The 20,368-nt window shown below is 67.6% G+C and carries 26 protein-coding genes; 12 read left to right on the top strand and 14 right to left on the bottom strand.

The genetic code is table 11. The features are described 5' to 3' along the window. Positions 1-206: 206 nt before the first annotated feature. From phoU to ACQUS8_RS05220, 5 genes are read right to left on the bottom strand one after another with little or no spacing between them, the layout of a single operon-like run. Positions 207-887 (bottom strand): phosphate signaling complex protein PhoU, encoded by a 681-nt coding sequence (gene phoU, locus ACQUS8_RS05240; RefSeq protein ID WP_435097966.1) that lies wholly within the window; start codon positions 885-887, stop codon positions 207-209. 40 nt (positions 888-927) lie between these two features. Next, positions 928-1,779, bottom strand: coding sequence for a phosphate ABC transporter ATP-binding protein PstB (gene pstB, locus ACQUS8_RS05235; RefSeq protein WP_435097963.1), 852 nt, complete (start codon positions 1,777-1,779; stop codon positions 928-930). Positions 1,780-1,787: 8 nt separating this feature from the next. Then, complete coding sequence (pstA, locus tag ACQUS8_RS05230; RefSeq protein ID WP_435097960.1) at positions 1,788-3,431, bottom strand: phosphate ABC transporter permease PstA; 1,644 nt, start codon at positions 3,429-3,431, stop codon at positions 1,788-1,790. A 1-nt stretch (position 3,432) separates the two neighbouring features. Next, positions 3,433-4,443: a phosphate ABC transporter permease subunit PstC gene (gene pstC, locus ACQUS8_RS05225; RefSeq protein WP_435097957.1), complete on the bottom strand. Its 1,011-nt coding sequence runs from the start codon at positions 4,441-4,443 to the stop codon at positions 3,433-3,435. 55 nt (positions 4,444-4,498) lie between these two features. After that, positions 4,499-5,518 (bottom strand): PstS family phosphate ABC transporter substrate-binding protein, encoded by a 1,020-nt coding sequence (locus tag ACQUS8_RS05220; protein WP_435097954.1) that lies wholly within the window; start codon positions 5,516-5,518, stop codon positions 4,499-4,501. 229 nt (positions 5,519-5,747) lie between these two features. Between ACQUS8_RS05220 and ACQUS8_RS05215 the strand changes: the two genes are divergently transcribed. After that, positions 5,748-6,752: a PhoU domain-containing protein gene (locus ACQUS8_RS05215; protein ID WP_435097951.1), complete on the top strand. Its 1,005-nt coding sequence runs from the start codon at positions 5,748-5,750 to the stop codon at positions 6,750-6,752. Between the two features lie 15 nt (positions 6,753-6,767). On the opposite strand, the gene ACQUS8_RS05210 is transcribed toward ACQUS8_RS05215, so the two are convergent. Beyond that, a complete protein-coding gene (locus tag ACQUS8_RS05210) occupies positions 6,768-7,100 on the bottom strand; it encodes a 2Fe-2S iron-sulfur cluster-binding protein (protein ID WP_435097948.1) in 333 nt (110 codons plus the stop codon). A gap of 109 nt (positions 7,101-7,209) precedes the next feature. Between ACQUS8_RS05210 and ACQUS8_RS05205 the strand changes: the two genes are divergently transcribed. Continuing rightward, the gene (locus tag ACQUS8_RS05205) at positions 7,210-8,580 is read left to right on the top strand and encodes a geranylgeranyl reductase family protein (RefSeq protein WP_435097945.1); all 1,371 of its coding nucleotides are present in this window, start codon (positions 7,210-7,212) and stop codon (positions 8,578-8,580) included. Positions 8,581-8,879: 299 nt separating this feature from the next. Here the strand turns inward: ACQUS8_RS05205 and ACQUS8_RS05200 are convergent, their stop codons facing one another. After that, the gene (locus ACQUS8_RS05200; RefSeq protein WP_435097942.1) at positions 8,880-10,160 is read right to left on the bottom strand and encodes an amidohydrolase; all 1,281 of its coding nucleotides are present in this window, start codon (positions 10,158-10,160) and stop codon (positions 8,880-8,882) included. A 103-nt stretch (positions 10,161-10,263) separates the two neighbouring features. Between ACQUS8_RS05200 and ACQUS8_RS05195 the strand changes: the two genes are divergently transcribed. Both ACQUS8_RS05195 and ACQUS8_RS05190 read left to right on the top strand, forming a co-directional pair. Next, positions 10,264-11,823, top strand: coding sequence for a Na+/H+ antiporter NhaC family protein (locus tag ACQUS8_RS05195; RefSeq protein ID WP_435097939.1), 1,560 nt, complete (start codon positions 10,264-10,266; stop codon positions 11,821-11,823). Next, the gene (locus tag ACQUS8_RS05190; protein WP_435097936.1) at positions 11,820-12,086 is read left to right on the top strand and encodes a DUF7513 family protein; all 267 of its coding nucleotides are present in this window, start codon (positions 11,820-11,822) and stop codon (positions 12,084-12,086) included. Before ACQUS8_RS05195 ends, ACQUS8_RS05190 begins: the two co-directional genes overlap by 4 nt. Before the next feature lie 104 nt (positions 12,087-12,190). On the opposite strand, the gene ACQUS8_RS05185 is transcribed toward ACQUS8_RS05190, so the two are convergent. Then, entirely contained in the window at positions 12,191-12,523 is a 333-nt protein-coding gene (locus tag ACQUS8_RS05185; RefSeq protein WP_435097933.1) for a 30S ribosomal protein S10, read from the bottom strand. Between the two features lie 126 nt (positions 12,524-12,649). Here ACQUS8_RS05185 and ACQUS8_RS05180 point away from each other — a divergent pair, with 126 nt between their 5' ends. From ACQUS8_RS05180 to ACQUS8_RS05170, 3 genes are read left to right on the top strand one after another with little or no spacing between them, the layout of a single operon-like run. Then, positions 12,650-13,075, top strand: a complete 426-nt coding sequence (locus ACQUS8_RS05180) for a bis(5'-nucleosyl)-tetraphosphatase (protein ID WP_435097930.1) — start codon at positions 12,650-12,652, stop codon at positions 13,073-13,075. Between the two features lies 1 nt (position 13,076). Further along, positions 13,077-14,075: a DUF5787 family protein gene (locus ACQUS8_RS05175; protein WP_435097927.1), complete on the top strand. Its 999-nt coding sequence runs from the start codon at positions 13,077-13,079 to the stop codon at positions 14,073-14,075. 37 nt (positions 14,076-14,112) lie between these two features. Then, on the top strand, positions 14,113-14,481 hold the full coding sequence (locus ACQUS8_RS05170; protein ID WP_435097924.1) for a hypothetical protein: 369 nt from the start codon (positions 14,113-14,115) through the stop codon (positions 14,479-14,481). Position 14,482: 1 nt separating this feature from the next. On the opposite strand, the gene ACQUS8_RS05165 is transcribed toward ACQUS8_RS05170, so the two are convergent. Continuing rightward, complete coding sequence (locus ACQUS8_RS05165) at positions 14,483-14,983, bottom strand: DUF5797 family protein (protein ID WP_435097921.1); 501 nt, start codon at positions 14,981-14,983, stop codon at positions 14,483-14,485. Between the two features lie 91 nt (positions 14,984-15,074). On the opposite strand from ACQUS8_RS05165, the gene ACQUS8_RS05160 reads away from it, so the two are divergent. From ACQUS8_RS05160 to ACQUS8_RS05145, 4 genes are all read left to right on the top strand, one after another. Next, the gene (locus ACQUS8_RS05160) at positions 15,075-15,848 is read left to right on the top strand and encodes an enoyl-CoA hydratase/isomerase family protein (protein ID WP_435097918.1); all 774 of its coding nucleotides are present in this window, start codon (positions 15,075-15,077) and stop codon (positions 15,846-15,848) included. An 82-nt stretch (positions 15,849-15,930) separates the two neighbouring features. Continuing rightward, entirely contained in the window at positions 15,931-16,191 is a 261-nt protein-coding gene (locus tag ACQUS8_RS05155; RefSeq protein WP_435097915.1) for a DUF5789 family protein, read from the top strand. Positions 16,192-16,238: 47 nt separating this feature from the next. Further along, entirely contained in the window at positions 16,239-16,553 is a 315-nt protein-coding gene (locus ACQUS8_RS05150; protein ID WP_435097912.1) for a transcription factor S, read from the top strand. Between the two features lie 69 nt (positions 16,554-16,622). Next, positions 16,623-16,940 (top strand): hypothetical protein, encoded by a 318-nt coding sequence (locus ACQUS8_RS05145; RefSeq protein ID WP_435097910.1) that lies wholly within the window; start codon positions 16,623-16,625, stop codon positions 16,938-16,940. Positions 16,941-16,972: 32 nt separating this feature from the next. On the opposite strand, the gene ACQUS8_RS05140 is transcribed toward ACQUS8_RS05145, so the two are convergent. From ACQUS8_RS05140 to ACQUS8_RS05130, 3 genes are all read right to left on the bottom strand, one after another. Further along, positions 16,973-17,698 carry a tRNA (adenine-N1)-methyltransferase gene (locus ACQUS8_RS05140; RefSeq protein ID WP_435097907.1) on the bottom strand — a complete coding sequence of 242 codons (726 nt, stop codon included), beginning with the start codon at positions 17,696-17,698 and terminating at the stop codon, positions 16,973-16,975. Beyond that, positions 17,695-18,081 (bottom strand): nascent polypeptide-associated complex protein, encoded by a 387-nt coding sequence (locus tag ACQUS8_RS05135; RefSeq protein WP_435097904.1) that lies wholly within the window; start codon positions 18,079-18,081, stop codon positions 17,695-17,697. Before ACQUS8_RS05135 ends, ACQUS8_RS05140 begins: the two co-directional genes overlap by 4 nt. A gap of 70 nt (positions 18,082-18,151) precedes the next feature. Beyond that, on the bottom strand, positions 18,152-18,631 hold the full coding sequence (locus ACQUS8_RS05130; protein WP_435097901.1) for a PUA domain-containing protein: 480 nt from the start codon (positions 18,629-18,631) through the stop codon (positions 18,152-18,154). An 87-nt stretch (positions 18,632-18,718) separates the two neighbouring features. On the opposite strand from ACQUS8_RS05130, the gene ACQUS8_RS05125 reads away from it, so the two are divergent. After that, on the top strand, positions 18,719-18,901 hold the full coding sequence (locus tag ACQUS8_RS05125) for a hypothetical protein (RefSeq protein ID WP_435097898.1): 183 nt from the start codon (positions 18,719-18,721) through the stop codon (positions 18,899-18,901). Here the strand turns inward: ACQUS8_RS05125 and ACQUS8_RS05120 are convergent. After that, positions 18,898-19,395 carry an NYN domain-containing protein gene (locus ACQUS8_RS05120; protein WP_435097896.1) on the bottom strand — a complete coding sequence of 166 codons (498 nt, stop codon included), beginning with the start codon at positions 19,393-19,395 and terminating at the stop codon, positions 18,898-18,900. The two genes, ACQUS8_RS05125 and ACQUS8_RS05120, sit on opposite strands and share 4 nt — an antisense overlap. Positions 19,396-19,449: 54 nt before the next feature. Next, a complete protein-coding gene (locus ACQUS8_RS05115; protein ID WP_435097893.1) occupies positions 19,450-20,091 on the bottom strand; it encodes a metallophosphoesterase family protein in 642 nt (213 codons plus the stop codon). Positions 20,092-20,368 lie beyond the last annotated feature (277 nt).

The following is a 20,368-nucleotide window of genomic DNA, read 5'->3' as shown; positions in this document are numbered from 1 at the left end:
GTCGAACAAGCGACGCCTCGCGTCGCCCAGTTCGACGAGGCGTAAGGCTCGTCGAGCGGTACTGACTGCCGATTATTTCTTTCGACGCCGGCCGCTGAGCCGCGGCTGACGGGCTGACGACGGACGACGGAACGCGGGACTGCGAGTAGTGGTCGCGCGACGGAGGCGCGTGGCTTTGTGGCGACTCGGAGGCGGAGAAGCGGTCTTTAGTAGATGAGCTCCTCGTCGTTCTCGACCATGTAGAGGGTGCGCGCGGCGATGTTGACGCCGTGGTCGCCGACGCGCTCGAGGTCGCGAATCGTGAGGAGCATGCGGGAGACGTCCTGCATGAGTTCTTCGACCTGGTCGTCGCTGGCGTCCGCGTCGAGTTCCGTCTCGATGAGCTCGCGGACGACGGTCTGGGAGGCCTGCTCGCAGAGCGCGTCGAGTTCGTCGTCGCGCTCGGCGATCTCGTAGCAAGCCTCGGCGTCGCGGTCCTCGTAGGCCGCCATGGCGTCCTCGAGCATCTCGACGGTGTGGTCGCCGATGGTGTTGATGTCGACTTCGGGGAACATGTCGTGTTCGGCGTCGAGGGTGTAGTCCGCGAGGTTGACGGCGAGGTCGCCGACGCGCTCGAGGTCGGTGATGATCTTGAACGAGGAGGCGATGAGCCGGAGGTCGCCGGCGACGGGCTGCTGGAGCGCGAGCAGGTCGATACAGTCCTGCTCGAGGTCGAGATAGAGGTCGTTGACCTCGTCGTCGCCCTCGATGACCTCCTGGGCGGCGTCGTAGTCCTTCGTCTCCATCGCGGCGAGTGCGGTGCGGAGACGGTCGACGACGACCTCGCTCATGTAGAGGACGTCCTCCTGCATCGTCTCCAGTTGTTCCTGGTAGCTTGCGCGTGGCATAGGTAGTTGGTTTGGCGGGAAGGGTAAAACGTTCGTGGGCTTACCCGAACTTGCCAGTGATGTAGTCCTCGACGCGCTGGCTCTCCGGGTTCTCGAAGATCTTGTCGGTGTCGTCGAACTCGACGAGTTCGCCGCCGGTGAGGAAGACGGCGGTCTTGTCGCTGATGCGGGCGGCCTGCTGCATGTTGTGGGTGACGATGACGACGGTGTACTCCTCGGCGAGTTCCTCGATGAGGTCCTCGATCTGGCTGGTGGCGACGGGGTCGAGGGCGGACGCCGGCTCGTCCATGAGGATGACGTCCGGGTCGACGGCGATGGCGCGCGCGATACAGAGACGCTGCTGTTGGCCGCCGGAGAGGTCGAGGCCGCTCTCGTCGAGGCGGTCCTTCACTTCGTCCCAGAGCGCCGCCTGCTTGAGCGCGCGCTCGACGCGCTCGTCCATGTTCTCGGTCTTCCCCTGAATCTTGAGGCCGTAGGCCACGTTGTCGTAGATGCTCTTGGGGAAGGGGTTCGGGTGCTGGAAGACCATCCCGATGCGGCGCCGGAGCGCGACGGGGTCGACGTCGGGGTCGTAGACGTTCTTCCCCTCGAAGAAGAGGTCGCCCTCGACGCGGCAGACGTCGATGAGGTCGTTCATCCGGTTGATACACCGGAGGAACGTCGACTTCCCACAGCCGGAGGGACCGATCATCGCGGTGACGCGGTTCTCGGGAATCTGGATGTCGACGTTCTGGAGCGCCTGCGTGTCCCCGTAGTAGACGTCGAGGTCCTGGGACTCGATGGCGACGCCGGTCGCCTCTTCGGCCGTGGTGTTGTCGGCGAGGCCGCCCTGACCGGGGTCGGTCTCGAGGAGGGAGCCTCCGTTCTGTTCGGCTTCCGTATCGCTGTCCATGTCCGTCATTAGTTGCTCTCCTGTTGGTATTTGTTCCGTACGAGTATTGCGACCGAGTTCATCGTCAGGAGGACGATGAGGAGCGTGACGACACCGGCGGCGACGACGCCGTGCCGGAAGGCCTCGCTCGGCTGGAACGCCCACGCGTAGATCTGCATGGGCATCGCCGTCAGCTTGCTGAACAGCCCGCCGGGGGGCGTGAACTTCGTCGTCGCTGCGCCGATCATGATGAGCGGCGCAGTCTCACCGATGGCGCGGCCGAGCGCGAGAATCGTCCCGGTGAGCGTCCCGGGGAGGGCGCGCGGGAGGACGACGTTCCGCGTCGTCTGCCAGCGCGTCGCCCCCATCCCGTAGGAGGCCTGCCGGAGCGAGTCCGGGACCGCGCGCAGGGACTCCTGTGCGGAGATGACGACGATGGGGAGGATGAGGAGCGAAATCGTGAGCGCCGCGGTGAGGACCGTTCCGACGCCGAAGCCGCTGTAGGAAATCGGACCGATTTGGGCGTTGATGTTGACGAAGATGCCGAGGCCGAGCAGGCCGTAGACGACGGACGGCACGCCCGCGAGGTTGGAGACGTTGACGTTGATGATGCGGGTCACCGTCCCGAGTGCGCCGGTCTGCGGGGCGTACTCCTCGAGGTAGATGGCGGTCCCGAAGCCGAAGACGAACGTGAAGACGCTCACGAGGACGATGAGGAAGACGGAGCCGATGATGGCCGGGTAGAGTCCGGCCTGTTCGGCGGAGATGATGGAGGGGCCGCTCGTGACGTACTGCCAGTCGAGCCACGGCGACGGCGTCGAGGCGCCGACGAGGCCGACGACGAACTCCCCGACGAGGAAGCCCCCGACGACGATGACGGGGAGCGCGAACGCCGCACGGCGCTCGGGCCGCGTCGCGGTGTTCGCGACGGCGTAGCCGACGGGGATGCCGAAGAGCACGAGCGCGGTCAGCCACGCGGAGCGTGAGACGGTCGGCAGCTGGTCGACGACCGGGACGCCGACGACGGCGAGCACGAGGAATCCCGCGGCGAGCGCGCCGCTCGTCCGGCGACTCGCCTCGAAGCGGTCGTCCGCGAGGTAGGCGACGACGCCTGCGCCCGGCGCGACGAGCGTGAGGAAGTAGATGCCGGGCGGCCCGAGGAGCGCGCCCACGGAGGACAGGACGTCGAGCGCGAGCGTCCCGACGATGGGGCCGACGATGGCGAACCCGAGCGAGACGATGCCGACCCACGTCGCCTCGGGTTCGTAGCGGCCGTAGACGAAGAGCGCCGCGATCGGGCCGACGACGGTCAGGAAGTAGGCGAACCAGACGGTCGGCCCCGCGATAATCGAGAGGACGATGACCGCCGCGACCGTTCCGAGCAGGCCGGCGAGCGTGAGGCTGAACAGCTCGAACGCACCCTTCGCGACGGCGGGTCGCGTGCGTACGTAGAAGACGAACCCGGCCAGCGGGAGGACGAGCGTGACGAGGTACGTCGCGTACCAACTCATGCCCGCGCTCTCGAGGCCAAGGGCGTCCCAGAACACGTACGCGAGCAGGACGGCGAGCGAGAGGATGCCGACGATAGACGCGACGAACGCGACGTATCGGAAGATGGCGCCCTTCAGCCGACTCACTTCACCGAATTCGGTTTCTTTCGTTCTCTGAGACATGTTATTCGTAGACCTCGCGGTAGCGGCCGGCGATGAGGTTGCTGATGACGTTCATCGCCAGCGTGATGACGAACAGCGTGATGCCGATGGCGAACAGCGACTGGTAGGCGGTCGAGCCGCCGGAGATGTCGCCGCTCGCGATGTTGATCATCGCGACGGTCATCGTCGCACTGCTGTCGGCGTAGAGTCCGAGGAGGTCCCCGGGGGAGACGTAGGGGATGCCGAAGACGGACGACGTCGCGGGAATCGACGGCGGCGTCGAACCCGCCGCGAGCGTGACGGCCATCGTTTCGCCGATGGCGCGCGAGATCGCGAGGATGAACGAGGAGACGATGCCGGAGATGGCGGCGGGGACGACGATGGTCGTCGAGACGTTGAACTTCGTGGCTCCAAGGCCGTAGCCCGCCTGTCGCAGCGAGTCCGGGACGGAGCTCATCGCGTCCTCGCTGATGGAGGAGACCATCGGGATGATCATGATGCCGACGACGATGGACGCCGAGAGCCCGTTGAAGAGGCCGAGCCGCGGGAGGTTCAGGCCCAGCGTGCCGTTGAGCCACGTCAGCACGGCGTTGAGTGCCGGCGTGATGTAGACCAGCGCGAAGTAGCCGTAGACGACCGTCGGGACGCCGGCGAGCACTTCGAGCATCGGCTTGAGGATCGAGCGCGTCCGCTTGCTCGCGTACTCGCTCAGGTAGATCGCGGTCAGGACGCCGAGCGGGAGCGCGACCACCGCCGACCCGATGGTGATCAGGAGCGTCCCGAGCAGGAGCGGGAGGACGCCGAACTGCACCGGCTGGAGGTTCGGGCTCCAGCGCGTCCCCGTCAGGAAGTCGAGGATGGGGACGACGCTGAAGAACTCCGCGGCGTCGACGACGAGCACCCCGATGATGCTCAGGGTCGTCAGGACGGAGAGCACAGCGCACCCGATTAAGGCGTATCTGTATATCGACTCACGCACCGTCCGGAGACCCCGCTCGCCGCTCAAGTCGGGGACTTGTCCCTCACCAGTCATCGTCCACACCCACGATTATCAGGTATCACGGCAAAAAGAACTCGAATTCGCTCAGTTAGCCCTGGACTTCCGAAATGACCTTGTTGAGCTCGTCGAGCTCGGCCTGCATGTCCTCCTGCGTCTGGGGGACGTAGCCGATCTGGTTGGCGACGAGCTCGGTGTTCGCGCTCTGCTTGACGAAGTAGCGGGCGAACTCCGCGACCTGGTCCTGCTTCAGGGACTCCTTCGCGGGGTAGGTGAAGAGCGGGCGCGAAAGCGGGTAGTCGCCGGCCTTGGCGTTGTCGAGCGTCGGCTTGACGCACTTGTCGCCGTCGTTGATGGAGAGCGCCTTCACGGCGTCCTTGTTGCCCTGGTAGTACGCGAAGCCGAAGTAGCCGATGGCGTACTTGTCCTGCTGGACACCCTGGAGGATGAGGTTGTCCTTCTCGGTGGCCTCGTAGTCGCTCGTGTGGTTCGTCTCCTCGCCGAGGACGGCCTCCTTGAAGTAGTCGAAGGTGCCGGAGGTGTCGGCGGCGCCGAAGCGCTTGATCTCCTTGTCCGGCCAGTCGGAGTTGACGTCGGACCACTTCTGGGCGCCGTCGGCCTTCCAGATCTGGGCGAGTTCCTCCATCGTGATGCAGTCCACCCAGTCGTTGTCCTTGTTCACGATGACGGTCAGCGCGTCCGTGGCGACCGTGATTTCGTGCCACTCGACGCCGTTCTCCTGACAGAGCTGCTTCTCCTCCTTCGTGATGGGGCGGGAGGCGTTGTTGAAGTCGGACTTGCCGAGGCAGAAGTGGTTGCTGAACCCGCCACCGGAGCCGGTGGGGCTGACGCTGATGTTGACCTTCGGGTGCTCCTGCTGGAACTTCTCGGCGACCGCAGCCGCGAGCGGGTAAACGGTGCTCGACCCGGTGATGGTGATGTCGCCGGAGAGCTGTTGCGAGTCACTGCTCGTGGTCGTTCCCCCGTTGCCGCCGGACCCACTGTCGGGACCGCTGGTACAGCCAGCCAGTGCCGCGACCCCCGTCGCACCAGCCGTTGCCAGGAAACCGCGCCGCGTTTTCGTTTCAAAGCTCGTGGACTGCTTTGCCATCACCGGATGAAACCCATTTCCTAAATAAATACTCTACTATTATATCTATATAGTATTCTATATCGACCCGTATATTCGGTCGTGTGGAGCAGTCAATCTCGATATGGAGAACCACGGAACGAGCCGTACGTGGGTGGATGTGTCCGTTCAACCCGGTCTAGTGTGACGGCCGCCGCTGGAGTATATATTCATGCGTAAATTTATAGTCCCTTGTTGGATATCGGTCGGTATGGAACGCCGCAAGGTGCAGGTCACTGGCGGGTCGACGTTCACTGTCTCTATCCCGAAGGACTGGGCGCGCGACCACGACGTCGGCGCCGGCGACGAGATCGCCTTCCACCCGGACAGCGGGTCGCTGTTGCTCTCGCCGGTCACCGACGACGAGGCCCAGCGCGGGACGTTCGACATCACCGGCATGGAGGGCGACGCCCTCATGCGGACCGTGATGACCATGTACGTCAGCGGCTTCGACGTCCTCGTCCTCGAAGCCGACCGTATCACGTCCGCTCAGCGCCGCGTCGTCCGCAACGCCACGCAGGGCCTCGTCGGCCTCGAAGTGCTCGAGGAGACGAGCGACCGGGTCGTCATCCAGGACTTGCTGGACTCCAGCGAGCTCTCCATCCACAACGCCGTCCGGCGGATGCGCCTCATCTCGCTCTCGATGCTCGACGACGCCGTCACCGCGCTCGTCGAGAACGACGACGACATGGCCGAGGACGTCATCGAGCGCGACGACGACGTCGACCGCCTCTGGTTCGTCGTCTCGCGCATCTTCCGCGGCGCGCTGCGCTCGCCGCGCACCGCACAGGAAATCGGTGTGACGCGCGAGACGTGCTTCGACTACCACTCCAGCGCGCGCCAGCTCGAACGCATCGGCGACCACGCCGCGAAAATCGCGAACGTCGCGCTCGAACTCGACGAACCCGTCCCCGAGGAGGCCGCCGAGGCGCTCGCGGACCTCCACGCGGACGCCGCCGACATCGTCGACACCGCGATGGAGGCGCTCTTCACTGACGAGCGCGACGACGCCACCGACCTCGCGAACCGCGCTCGGGGCTCCGTCCTCGAAATCGACGAGCACGCGCGCTCGCTCGACGACATCCTCCGAGACCTCGCGCCGCACGAGGCCCAGCACCTCGGCCTGGTCGTCGACTCGCTCTCGCGCTGTGCCGACTACGGCGGGAACGTCGCTGAAACCGCACTACAGAAGGCCGCGCCCGCGCCCGACCTCTAAGAAGGAGGAGTCCGGTCAGTCGTCGTCCGCCGTCACCGGGCCCGAGGCGTCCACCGTCTCGGTCTCGATGCTCGGCGGGTACTTCCCGCGGTCCAGCTTCAGATCGGAGAGCGGACGGGCCATGCAGGTCAGACAGTAGTCCTCGGCTTCCTCCTCGCTGAGGCCGCGCGCGGCCGGCTGGGCGACGTCGCCCTCGACGATTTCGGCGGAGCAGGCGAGACACATGCCGACGCGACAGGAGTACTCCTGGGCGATGCCCTCGCGCAGACAGGCCGACAGGATGGTCTCCGTCTCCGAGACCTCGATGGACTCCTCGCGGCCGACGAACTCCACGGTGTGTTCGGTCATGGGACGCCGTTTTGTGGAGCGGCGATAAAACTCTTTATCGCCCCGTGTCCCCGGCGAAGCGACGGATTTTCCGAAAAGAGTTTTCACGGCCCGTCACAATCACCGCGGTATGACCACCCACGAGTTCGACTTCGTCGTCGTCGGTGCCGGTACGTCCGGGTGTTACGCCGCCGCCACCGCCGCCGAGGCCGGCTACGACGTCGTCGTCGTCGAACGCAAGGACGAGCAGGAAGCGGGGCACATTGCCTGCGGTGACGCCCTCAAGGGAGCCGCGAACTTCCCCGCGGCCATCCCGAAGTCCAAGCTCGAACCCGCGTTCACCAACGTCGACGTCGACCACGGCCGCTTCGAGATTCCCCAAGAGGACACCGTTCTCGAAATCCCCATCCCCGGCGAGCTCGCCGTCATCGACCGCTGGAAGTACGGTCGACTCATCATCGGGGGCGCGAAGGACCGCGGCGCCGAGTTCCACTACGACACCGTCGTGCAGGACGTCGAACAGGACCGCGACGGTCGCGTCACCGGCGTCACCGCCACGCGCGAGGGCGAACCCGTGGAGTACGAGGCCGACATCGTCGTCGACGCCGCCGGCTCGCTCTCGCTCCTGCAGGACAAGACGGACTTCAGCGAGTCGACCTTCGACACGAACGTCAACTACTCGCAGTTCTGCTCGGCCTACCGCGAAATCGTCGAGGTGCCCGAGGAGGTCGAGTGGAAGGACGCCCTCGTCTTCAAGCCCACCAAGCGTGCTGCCGGGTACCTCTGGTACTTCCCACGCACCGGCACCGAAATCAACGCCGGCCTCGGCTTCCAGATGAACGAGGAGCCGATGCACATGATCGAGGACCTCAAGACGGACCTCCACAACCGCGCGGAGTTCGACGGCGCGGAAGTCAAGGACAAACTCGGCGCCGCGCTCCCCACCCGGCGGCCCTACGACTCCGCCACGCATCCGGGGTACGTCGCCGTCGGCGACGCCGCCGCGCACGTCAACCCCACGACCGGTGGCGGCATCGCGGGCGCCGCCTACGCCGGCAAGTACGCCGCCGAAGCCGCCATCAAGGGCATCGAGGACGGCGACCTCTCCGAGGACGCCCTCTGGGAGTACAACGAGCGCGTCATGGACCACTTCGGCGCCCGCTACGCGGCGCTCGACGTCTACAACATCCTCTCGACTGCCGTCGACGTCGACGACCTGATGAGTCTCCTCGCCAATCTCCCCGGCGAGCAACTCAGCGAAGCCCTCTACGCCGGCAGTGCGAGCTTCGGCCCCGCGCTCGCCGCGAAAGTCGCCGTCAAGAGCTTCGGCCACTGGGGACAGATCTACCAGATGTACCAGACGAAGCAGGTCGCCGACCGTCTCCTCGAACACTACGAGGACTACCCGAGTTCCCCCGAGGGCCTCGAGCGCTGGCAGGCCCGCCGCGACGACATCATGGAGGACGTCTACGAGGTCACCGGCGCCGACCCCAAGTACTAGAGCACCGTGCGCTGCGCGGCGGCGTGGCCGCCGCTCGGCAAACGCTTCGACAACAGCCTTCTTCGCTCCTCCAGTCGTTCGTCGCCCTCGCGCTCTTGGCGCGAGTGAACCGGCGACCGACCGGGCGCTAACGGGACACCCGGTCGCCGGACGCGATCGTGTTGGTCGACCCTCCGCTCCCGAGTGTTCAAACGCGAATCCGCCGCCAGCGGTCGGTATCCTCTGACCACGGTCGGAGTCGGTGCTCGCGACGCGACGGCGCACCCGACTCCCGACAGCGGTGCGCCGTCCGCTCGCCCTTATTCTGCCAGCGTCTCGAACGTCTCCAGCACGCTCCCCGAGAGCACGCGCACGCCGACGTCGAGGCTCGATTCGTCCACGTCGAACGTCGGCGTGTGGTGCCCACTGGAGTGGTCGGTGCCGACGATGACATAACACGCCTGCCCGCCGCGCTCCTGGACGCGTCGCATCAGGACGGTGGCGTCCTCGCTCCCGCCGAGCGCGTCCGTGCGGGTCGGCGTCGTCACGCCAGCGTCGGTGCTCGCGACGCCGTGGACGACGTCGACGAGCGCGTCGTCCGAGACGGCGCTCGGCGCTTCGCCGACCGTCTCGACGTCCACCTCACAGTCGTAGGTGGCGGCCGCCCCGGCGAGTGCGCTCTCCGCGCGTTCGACCATGTAGTCCTTCAGCTCGGTCGTCTCGCCACGGAACTCGGCCTCGATGTCGGCGCGCTCGGGGACGACGTTCACGGCGGTGCCGGCCTCAACGGTGCCGACGTTCACGCGCGTCGCGCCCTCGGAGTGGCGCGGAATCCCGTAGAGCGCCTGGACGGCGCTCGCCATCGCCTGGACGGTGTTCCGGCCCTCCTCGGGTTTCGCGCCAGCATGCGCGGACGCGCCGCGGAACGTCGCGGCGACGTGGTGAACGGCGAGGAAGCCATCAACGCCCGCGACCACCTCGCCGGTCGGGTGGTCGAGGCCGACGTGGATGGCGTAGAGCGCGTCCACGTCGTCGAGGTGGCCGCTCTCAGCCATCGCTTTCCCGCCGCCGACGACTTCCTCGGCGGGCTGGAGGCAGAGCTTGAACGTCCCGGCGAAGTCGCTTTCCTTCACGGCCTCGAGGACGCCGATTCCGAGCGCCGCGTGCGCGTCGTGTCCGCAGGCGTGCATGTAGCCCTCGTTCTCGGAGCGAAAGCCCGCGCTCGCGGGCGCGTGGTCGTCGGTGTCGGCTTCCGTGACCGGGAGCGCGTCGATGTCGACGCGGAGCGCGACGGTCGGACCCTCGCCCTGCTCCAGTACCGCGACGGCACCCGTATGGCCGCCCTCGAGTTGTGCGAGAACGCCGGGGTCGGCGCCGGCGTCGCGGGCGCGCTCAGACCACTCGGCAAGCGACGCCTCGTCGGGCACGGCGAGGCGCGCGTCGCCGTCGATGGCGTCGGGGCCGACGTGGAGGTCGTCGACGCCGACGCGCCCGATTTCCTCGACGAGTCGTGCGGTCGTGTAGAACTCGCGCCACGCGGGCTCGGGGTGTCGGTGGAGGTCGCGTCGGAGTTCCGTCAAACGGTCTCGGCCGGAGGTCATACGTCCCGTAGGTGCCGCGCAGGTAAATTCCGGCGGTCCCGGGTCCACCGCGGCCGTCGCGGTCCCGTGGATATTTGGCGGCCCGGGACTGAGACACACGAGCATGAGTGAGTCGAACAGCGACGAAACCCCCGGTTCGGAGGTCGAGGCGGAGCTCGGGATGGCCGAGTCGTCCGGCTCGGACCTCGAGTTCTACGGCGGGGCCGCCGCGAGCGCGGTCCCCCTCGGGGTGTTCGTCGTCTGGGCAGTCGTACAGAGTGGGTTGTTCGGCATCGGCGACACCACCGGCCTCGTCGTCGGGATGCTGTTCGCGCTCGTCGTCGGGATGTTCCTCGCGAAGGGCGACTGGAAAGATTACGCGAACACCATCTTCGAGGGGATGACCCAACGGGTCGCGGCGACGGCCATCGTCGCGTGGCTCTGGGCGGGGATGTTCGCCCAGCTCCTCCAGGACGGCGGCTTCGTCACCGGCCTCATCTGGGTCGCACAGGTCCTCCCCGTCTCGCAGAGCGTCCTCGTCCAGATTCTGCCCGCGGTGACGTTCATCCTCGCGGCGCTCCTCGCGACCGGTATCGGCACCGGCTACGGGACGGCCGTGACCTTCGTCACGACGTTTTTCCCCGCGACGGTGCTCCTCGGCGCGAATCCTGTACTGATGTTCGGTGCCGTCCTCTCCGGGGCGGCGTTCGGTGACAACCTCGCGCCCGTCAGCGACACCACCATCGTGAGCGCGGTGACGCAGAACGCCGACATCGGCGGCGTCGTCGCCTCGCGCTTCAAGTACGCGATCACCGCCGCGGTCCTCGCGTTCGCCGCCTACCTCGTCGCCGGGACGACGATGGCGACCAGCGTCGGGAGCGGCGGCCTCCCCACCGGTAACCCGGTCGGCCTCGTCCACCTCGTCTCGATGGGTGTCGTCATCTACACCGCGATTCGCGGCCGGCACATCGTCGAAGCCATCACGTGGGGGATGCTCGTCGCCATCGCGTTCAACCTCCTGCTCGGCCTGCAGGCGCTCTCCGGTATCGTCTCGTTCGTCGCGCCGCAGAACGCGCCGTTCGCCGAGAACTTCACGTGGCTCCCGTTCCTCGCCATCGCCGGTCCCGACACGAGCGCGGGCGTCGGCGGCAGTCTCTACTCGGGCGCCGCCGGCTTCTTCCCGCTCATCGTCCTCACGCTCCTCATCGTTGCTGGCGCGCGCATCATGATTCGTGGCGGTGCCTTCGAGGCCATTCAGGACTTCCTGCTCTCCACGGTCGCGACCTCCGTCCGGCGCGCCGAGACGACGCTCGTCCTCGGGACGGCGCTCGTCAACGCCGCCATCACCATCAACACCGCCGCCGAAATCGCTATCTCGCCCTACGTCGCGCGCATCGGCGAGTCGTTCAACATCAACGGCTACCGGCGCGCGAACATCCTCGACGCGAACACGTCCGCGCTCGGCTACATCTTCCCGTGGGCGGGCGGCGTCCTCGCCGGCTACTCCCAGATGCCGGCGCTCGTCGAGCAGTACGGCCCGCAGATGCTCGTCAGCCCCGTGAAGGTCGTGCCGTTCGTCTTCCACGGCTGGTTCCTCTTCGCGGTGTTCCTCGTCGCCGCCCTCACCGGGTTCGGCCTCGAGTACGTTCCGGACCGCGAGTCCGAGGAGGTGAGTCGCGTATGAACCTCTGGAAGTTCCGTGCCGGCTGGTCGTTCCGCACCACGACGCCGAGCTTCGAGGAAGGCGAGCAGTTCAGCGTCTACGTCAGCGACGTCGAAGGCGACCGCGTCCGCGCGCGCGTCGGCGATACCGTGTTGACGGTCCACGGCGCGCCCGACGGCGTCCGCGAGGGCACGAAGATCGCGGTGCGCGTCACCGACTTCGACGACGACGCACACGCCGGCGACGTTGACTACCTCCGGACGGTCGGCGAGTCCGCGTACTGACTCCGCGCGCCCGTTTTCGCAGCGACCAGTTTCGGCCCCGTCGGCGCGCACGCCGGGCGGCGCCGTCGCTCGTCGACCGGAGTAGACGTGAGTAAAGGAGAGACTTACGCCGTGGAGCCGACGTGCTGGACGCGTTCGATGTCGGCCGTGACGTGAACGCTGTTCGGGAAGTCCCAGGTCATGATGTCGCGCGCGAGGTCATCGGCGCCGCGAATCTCGACGCGGCGGCGATACACCGTGTAACTCCAGGAGTCGAAGGTGTCGCCCTCGCCGTCGAGTTGCTTGTACTGCGAGACGAAGTGCTGCTTCGGGGAGTCGGAGTGCGGTCCTTTGAGCTCTGCGCCCTTGCGGCGGACCGTGTCGCGGATTTCCCCGACGATGTCGTCGAGGGCCGCTCGGTCCCCGCTTTCGAGTGTGAGGCTAGTGACGAAGGTCATGGCTGGGAACTGCGTAACCATATCCGAGGACGCCCACCCTCAAAAATCGCGTGGTTGCGCTCGCGCCCTGTTACCCGCCGGCAGTCTCCGACATTCTCTTAATCCGCGGCCTATTTAGTGAAGCTAATGACGGTTGAAGCAACCAGCGCCGGAGCCATCCTCTTCCGGGACACCCGGGGCCGGCGCGAATACCTTCTCCTCAAGAGTCGCCCAGGGGACTGGGAGTTCCCCAAGGGCGGTGTGGAGGGGGACGAGGAACTCCAGCAGACAGCCATTCGGGAGGTGAAAGAGGAGGCCGGCATCGAGGACTTCCGTCTCGTCGACGGATTCCGTGACGACTACGACTACGTCTTCGAAGCGAACGGAAATCGCATCCACAAGACGGTCCATCTCTTCATCGCGAAGTCCTTCGAGGCCTCCGCTGAACTCTCCAGCGAGCACTCCGACCTCCAATGGCGAGACTACGAACAGGCACTGAACACCATCACGCAGGACGGCCCCCGCGAGATTCTCGAGGACGCCCACGAGTTCCTCGACGAGAAGGACCTCTGAGATGGCCGGCGCGGAGTTCGGCTTCGAACTCCGGGTCTGCGCGTGGGCGGAGTCGAACTGGACGCCTGCCGAACCGGACAGCCGCGTGCTCGTCGCGCGCCAGCTCGGCACGCAGCGGCGCCGCTGGGACACCGTCCTCGTCGAGGCCGACCCCGAGGCGCTGCGGACGCGCGCCGAGCTCGGCGACCGAGAACTCGACCCCGAACTCCGCTCGCTCGCCGAGCACGCGCCCGCCGACTGGACCTACTACCGGGACGCGCTCCCCGACCCCGGCTACCCGTGGCGGTACGTCCGCGACGCTATTCATCGGGCGTCCGCCCGCGGCGTCCTCGAGGAGCGCAAGCGCGGGAACCGCATCGAGATTCGCCGTGTCGCACCCTACCCCGACTGGGTGCGCCGGGTCGTCGCCATCGAGAACAAACCCGATTTCGACGCCTCTGCTGCCCGCGACCTCGCCGACCAACTCGAGCGCGACGTCGCGCTCGGCCTCGCGGACGAAGTCTGGGTGGCGACGCGGGCCGACGAGACGCGCGCGCTCGTCACCGAGATGCCGATTCACGCCGGCGTCCTCACGTTCGACGAGGCGATGGACGCGAGCGTCGCGTGGCACCCGCGGTCGCTCGACCCCGACGCGGCGGGCGTGCGCGTCACCGAGCACGGCGACCCGACGACGTTCGAGTACGTCGCGGCCGACGAGAAACGCGAGACGCGCCGGCGGATCGCCGAGCGCGCCTACGGCCGGGGCTGGCGCTCCTACGTCGAGACGATGCGCCCCGACTGCAAGGCCTTCGACCTCCGGGACGCCGAGCACGGTTACGTTCCCTACTGTCACGCGAAGGACTGCGAGCAGACGGCCGCGGAGTGCTCGGGGTCCTGTGCGTCGTTCTCTCCCGAACCGCCACAGTGGCGTCAGCGCGGGTGGCCCATCGAGGGCGGCCCCGGGCAGGCGATACAGCGTCTGCTCGCCCGGCGCCGCTCGCGCCGGCGGCCCGGCCAGTAATCGTTTCCGCGCGCCGTCCGTTCCACTCGCCGAGAGTATGACGGAGACAGAGTCACGCGACCTCGAGTTCACCGGCCGCGAGGCGGACGTCGTCCGCGAGGCGCTCGAACGCCACGAGCCAAAAGCACCGGACGTCGAGACGGAGACCATCGACGACATCGAGGCGGCGTTCGACCACGACGTCACGGCCGACGCGACCGTCGCCGTCTCGCTCACGCGAGCGCGTGCTCGTATCGCCATCGCGGCGCTCGAGGAGCGCGAAGTCAGGACGCGCGGTATCGAGCGCGAACGCGCGCTCGAACTCCGCGAGCGACTCGCCGAGGAGTTCGGCTTCGAGCGACGCGACGTCTCGGGGCCCGAGGGCGAGGTGCCGACGGCCTATCCGCCCTCCCAGCCCGGCGTCTGAGTCACTCCTCGGCGATTGCGACGTCCTCGCGCTCGACGGCGAGTCGGAACGTCGGCACCGTCCGGTAGACGAGTTCGACGACGCCCTTGCGTTTGAGCGTCTGGAGCGCGCGCCGGACGTCCTTCGCCGACGGCTCCTCGCCGTCCTCGTCCGCGAGGTCGTCGCCGTACTCGTCCTGGAGGCGGTGGAGGACGCTCACCACGCTCTCGGTGTCCTCGTCCGGGCCGGGCGCGACGGCGAACACTTTCCGCTCGAGGTCGGACATGTAGACCTCCGTCGGGCCCTCGGGCTCCTCGCCGGTGACGATGGCGCGGGCCTCCGCCGTCGCGCGAATCAGGCTGTTCTCGTCCCGATAGTAGTACTCCTTCAACTCCGATTCGAGATACTGGTGGACGTCGCTCCCCGACTCCATCTCCCAGCGGTCCTGCAGCGCCGAGTTCTTCGTCGGCTGGAGTTCGACGATGTCCGCGAGGCGTTCTTTCGCCTCCTCCGAGAGCGTCATGCCCTCGGCTATTCGCCGTCCGTATTTCGCCGTTTCCCCTCACGTCGCACTCGCCCCTACCGTTATGGGGGTCGTCCGCCTTCCGCTATCTATGACCGGGCCCGTCACGGTCGCCGTCGACGACGACGGCGTCGCCACCGTCACCATCGACCGTCCCGACCGGCTGAACGCACTGAGTAGCGCGACGCTCGAGGCTCTCCTCGACGTACTGGACGAGGCCGAGGCGGCCGACGCGCGCGTGCTCGTCCTCACCGGCGCGGGCGAGGACGCGTTCGCCGCCGGCGCGGACATCGAGGAGATGGCCGAGTTCTCGACGCCCGAGGCGCACGCCTACGCGAGTCTCGGCCACGACGTCACGCGCGCAATCGAGACGTTCCCCGCGCCCGTCGTCGCCGCCATCAACGGCTACGCGCTCGGCGGCGGCCTCGAACTCGCGCTCGCCTGCGACCTCCGTGTCGCCTCCGAGCGCGCCGTCCTCGGGCAGACCGAGACCGACCTCGGCATCATCCCGGGCTGGGGTGGTACCCAGCGCCTCCCACGTCTCGTGGGCGACGAGACCGCCCGACGCCTCGTCTACTTCGGTGAGCGCGTTGACGCACAGGACGCTCACGAGTTCGGCCTCGTCGGCGAAGTGGTCGCGCACGACGAACTCGACGGGCACGTCGCCGACCTCGCCTCCGACCTCGCCGCGCGTCCGCGGGTCGCGCTCGCCGCCGCGAAGGAAGCCATCACGCAGAGCCACGAGACCGACCTCGGTGCCGGCCTCGACTTCGAGCGCCGAACGTGGGCGTCGCTGTTCGGCACCCACGACCAGCGCGAGGGGATGCGGGCCTTCCTCGAGGAGCGCGACCCGAGTTTCGAGTGACGCGCCACCGAGCGGAGTGAGGTGCGCGTGCCCGCTCGCACGGCCGCCAACAGTTAAGGAGCGGGCGTCGGTACCTCACGCCATGACTGAGAGGGTGAAGCTGAAGGACCTCGAAGAATCACTGGAGGGGCTCCCGTATCCCATCACGAAGGAGAACGCCGTCGACGAGTTGGAGGGGGTCGTCCTCGTCTACGCCGACGGCGAGGAAGCCGTGGGGGACGTCGTCGCGCGCATCCAGGAGGACGTCTTCGACGACCCGGCGTCGCTCGCCGCCTCCATCCGCAACACCCTCCCAGTCGAGGCCGTCGGCGAACCCGGCCAGTCCGAAGGCGAGGGCGACTAGGCCTGAACATCGCGCTTATAGGCCCGGGTCGGTTACGAGGAGTACAAATGGAATTCTGCGACGACTGCGGCTCGATGATGCGAGCCGAGGACGACTTCTGGGTGTGCACGTCCTGCGGGCACGAACAGCCCAAGGGCGACGCCGCGCAGTACACCGTCACCGAAGGACAGGAGGTCTCCGAAATCGTCGACGTCTCCGACGCCGAGGACCGCGGCCTCCCCTCCACGAAGACGTTCTGTCCCGAGTGTGGGAACGACCGCGCCTACTACTACATGCAGCAGATTCGGAGCGCCGACGAGTCCGAGACGCGCTTCTTCATCTGCACCGAGTGTGAGAACCGCTGGCGCGAAGACGACAACTGAGCGCCACCCGGTCCGTTTTCCGCTGACGCACAGCGACACCCGTTAGTCGCTCGACCCGCAGTGGTCCGTATGGCCGACACTCCGATCCGACTCGACGCCGCAAGCGCCGTCGCCGTCCTCGGCGCGCTCGTCGCGAGCGCCGTCGCACTCTGGAGTCCACCATCGGCATCGCTTCCCGGGAGCGCGTCCGTCTTCATCGCCTCGCTGTTCGTCGTCACGTGGGGTGGTGCGTTCTCCGTCGTCCTGAACCGGCGCGCGATCGCGCTCGCGTGCGCGCTCGGCCTTTCCGTCGTCGGCCTCTGGCAGGCGGCGCTCTGGACCGTCGCCTTCCCGCCCGCCGCCGCGTACATCGTTGCGCTCGAACTGCGCGACCGACTCGGCGCCTGAGCGGTGGAAAAAGGACCGCGTGCGAAAACGCGCTACGTCTTCCGCCCGAACGTCAGGTAGCCCGTGTGGCCGACGCCCTTGGTCGTCGGGCGCGACCCGCGCTCGTCGAAGTCCATCCGGCGCTGAATGGTCTCGAGCGTCTCGACGTCCGAGAGGCCGGCCTCACGGGCGGCCTCGTGGCTCGCGCGCGCGTTCTCCACGAACGGCGAGTAGACCGAGACGTAGCCGCCGGGGACGAGGTGAGCGTCGACTTGCTCGACGACTTCGGGGGCGTCCGGCGTGTCGAGCGTCACGAGGTCGAACGCGCCGAGGTCCTCGAGCTCCTCGGTGATGTCGCCCGTCCGTACCTCGACGGTGTCGGCGACGTCCGCGAGCGCCATGTTCTCCCGGGCGACCTCGGCGAACTCCTCGCGCGCTTCGAACGTGAGGACGTCCGCGCCGAGTCGCCCGAGGTAGGCCGCGAGCACGCCGGTCCCGGTGCCGGCGTCGAGGACGCGGTCGCCGGACGCGACGCCCGTGTGCCCGACGACGATGCCGATGTCCTTCGGGACCATCGGCGCGCCCGTGCGCTCGAGATGGTCGAAGAGGTCCGGGCCCCGGAGCGCGCGCACCGTGAACGACTCGCCGAGGTGCGTCTCGACGGTCTGTCCGGGCTTGGGGTCCTCGGGCACCTCGACGACGCCGAGGTCCGTGTGCAGTTCCTCGCCGGGGTGGACGAGGAACTCGCGACCGTCCCGAACGAGGAGGAACGTGCTCACTCCAGGACGTCGATGGCGGTCGCGAGGTCGCCGTCGGCACCCTCGAGTGCGGCGCGCGCCTCCTCGGGGGTCGCGCCCGTGCGCTGCACGACGATTTCGACGTCGCTCTCGGGGATTTCGCCGGCCGCTTCGCCTTCCTCGTCGGCCTCCTCCCCCTCACCGGTCTCGGCGGCCTCTCGCTCCTCGGGCTCGCCGATGATCTGGTAGGTCTGCTGGCCGCGCGCGTCCATCTGGGTGACGTCGGCGTCGTCGAAGACGAGTTCCTTCCCGTCGGTCGTCTTGATGACGACTTCCTCGGCGTCGATTTCCTCGACGTCGATACCCATCTGCTTCATCATCTGCTTCATCTTCCGGGGGTTCATCCCACCGCCTCCTCCAAACATACCTCTGCGTGTGGCCGCAGGAGGGAAAAACACTGCGGGTCGGCGCCGCGAACGCCGCGAAACAGACGTATCAGGCGTCAGTCGTTCCCGCGCCCTCGCGTACCTTCACGGCCATCCCGGTGTCGAAGTCCGCGACGGCCTCTGCGTCGAGTTCCGCGCGCCCGACCGCGATGGGGTGGCCGTCCTCGTGGACGACGACGACTTCGTCGCCCGGCCGGACCTCGGGGTCGACGTCCGTGACGAACTTCGCGAAGACGTTCTTCCCGTCGCGGACGAACGGCTCGCTCTCGTCGCCGACGACGACGCGACAGGCGGGCGCCTCAAGTTCCGCGAGCAGGCGCTCACCGCCGGCGAGGCCGAGCGTGAAGCGACCGTCGGTGCCGAACGAGACGAGCCGGCGCCCCTCGTCGGTCGCGACCTGTCGGGGGCGCCCGGACTTCGAGCGGTCGACGTCGTAGGACTCGCCCTCGGGGAACAGCGCGCGGCCGGCACCGGCACGAAACTGGTAGTCCGCGACGGCCTGTAGTGTGCGGCGTTCTGCGTCCTCCATCGTCACCCTCTGCGTGTGGGACGGGGATGTACCCTTCGGACGATGGAGATGGGCTTATGTGGTGGGCCACCCAACGGCCGATTAGACATGGACACGAAGGTGCTCGCGGGCCTGCCGCTCCTCGGCGTCGGCACGATTCTCCTGCTGTGGACGACTCTCTCGATGGACAGCGTTGGACCGCTCCACCTCGGCATCGCCGCCGTCGCGGCGGTCGGACTGGCAGTCGGGTCGCTCCTCGTCGGAACGTCCGTCGAGGGCCGCTCCGTCTAGAGCAGGACGTCCTCCTGTCGCTCGGAGAGGTCGGTGAAGGTGTCGGCGGCCTCGATGAGTTCGTCGGCCGTCGAAGACCCGAAGCCGAGCACTTCGACGCGGACGCCCTCGTGGCGGAGGTGGTGACAGAGGCGCGAGAAGTCCCCGTCGCCCGTACAGAGCACGACCGCATCGACTTTCTCGGCGAGCGTGACGGCATCGAGGCTGATGCCGACGTCCCAGTCGGCCTTCTTCGACCCGTCCCCGAACGTCTTGATGTCCTTGATTTTCGTCTCGAAGCCGATGTCGCGCAGGGCCTCGAAGAACGACTCCTCCTGTGGGGAGTCCGCGCGGATGACGTAGGAGATGGCGCGCACGAGTTCGCGCCCGCGAACGGCCTCCTCCAGCAGCCCCGAGTAGTCGATGTTCTGCGAGTAGAGGCTGTGAGAGGAGTGATAGAGGTTCTGCGCGTCGGCGAGCACGGCGACGCGCTGGGCGTCGTGAATTTCGACCATCAGATACCGCTACTTGTGCATACCGCCCTAAAGAGGCTACGCACGACCGAATCCTCAGGCGTCCGGCGTCTCGTGGCGTTCGAGTTCGAGTGTCGCCGGGTCGAGCGTGTAGTGGGACTTCCAGACGGGGTCGACGGTGACGACGCGCGTGTCGCCGAAGGTGGATTCGGTGTGCTCGTGGTGGTGGCCGACGAGGCAGAGGTCGGGCTCGAGCTCCCGCAGAATCTCGTCGACGTACTGACAGCCGACGTCGTAGTCCTCCTCGACGGGCGTGCCGTGGGGTGCTTCGTGGGCGAGGAAGACGTCGACGTCCTCGAGCTCCTTCGCGGCCTCGACGTCCGCACGGACGAAATGGCGCCGTCGCTCGCCCTCGAGGGCCGCGCGTGGTTTGTCGAACTGCGTCGGCGCGTAGTTCCCGGAGAGGCCGGCGACGCGGACGCCCTCGACGTCGACGGCGTCGCTCGCGAGCAGGCGGGCGTTCGCCACGTCCGAGGAGCGTACGCGGCCGTGTCGGAGCGCGTCGATGACGTCGAAGTCCTCGTTGTTCCCCGCGACGAAGTAGGTCTGCACCGGCAGGTCGTAGTACATCAGGTCCCCGCACTGGAGGGCGACGTCCTCGTCGGCGGCCCGGTAGGCCGCGAAGAGCGACTGGCGTCGGTCGGGGTCGGTCGCGTGTGCGTCGCCGAGGACCAGCATCGTTTCGGCAGTCTCCACCGCGCCCGCATAAAACTACGGCACACGACCCGCCCCGGTGGCCGGCGCGCCCCTTTTCCGTCCGGCAACGCCTGTTCGCGGCGACAGACCTATGCCAGTGGAACGCAGGTATGCAGACATGTTCGGCGCTCGCGCAGTAGCGGAGTCGTCCCCTACCGCGAGCGGCGGCGCTTTCTCGAAACCCGGTAAACGCGACCCACAGTAGGCACTCGTTGCGGGCGTAGCGCCCCCGTCACGGGTCACCGTAGGGCCGCACCGG

Origin of the sequence: Halarchaeum sp. P4 (assembly GCF_051195175.1) — an archaeon.
Classification (GTDB): Archaea; Halobacteriota; Halobacteria; order Halobacteriales; family Halobacteriaceae; genus Halarchaeum.
This window is presented reverse-complemented; position numbering and strand designations above follow the sequence as displayed.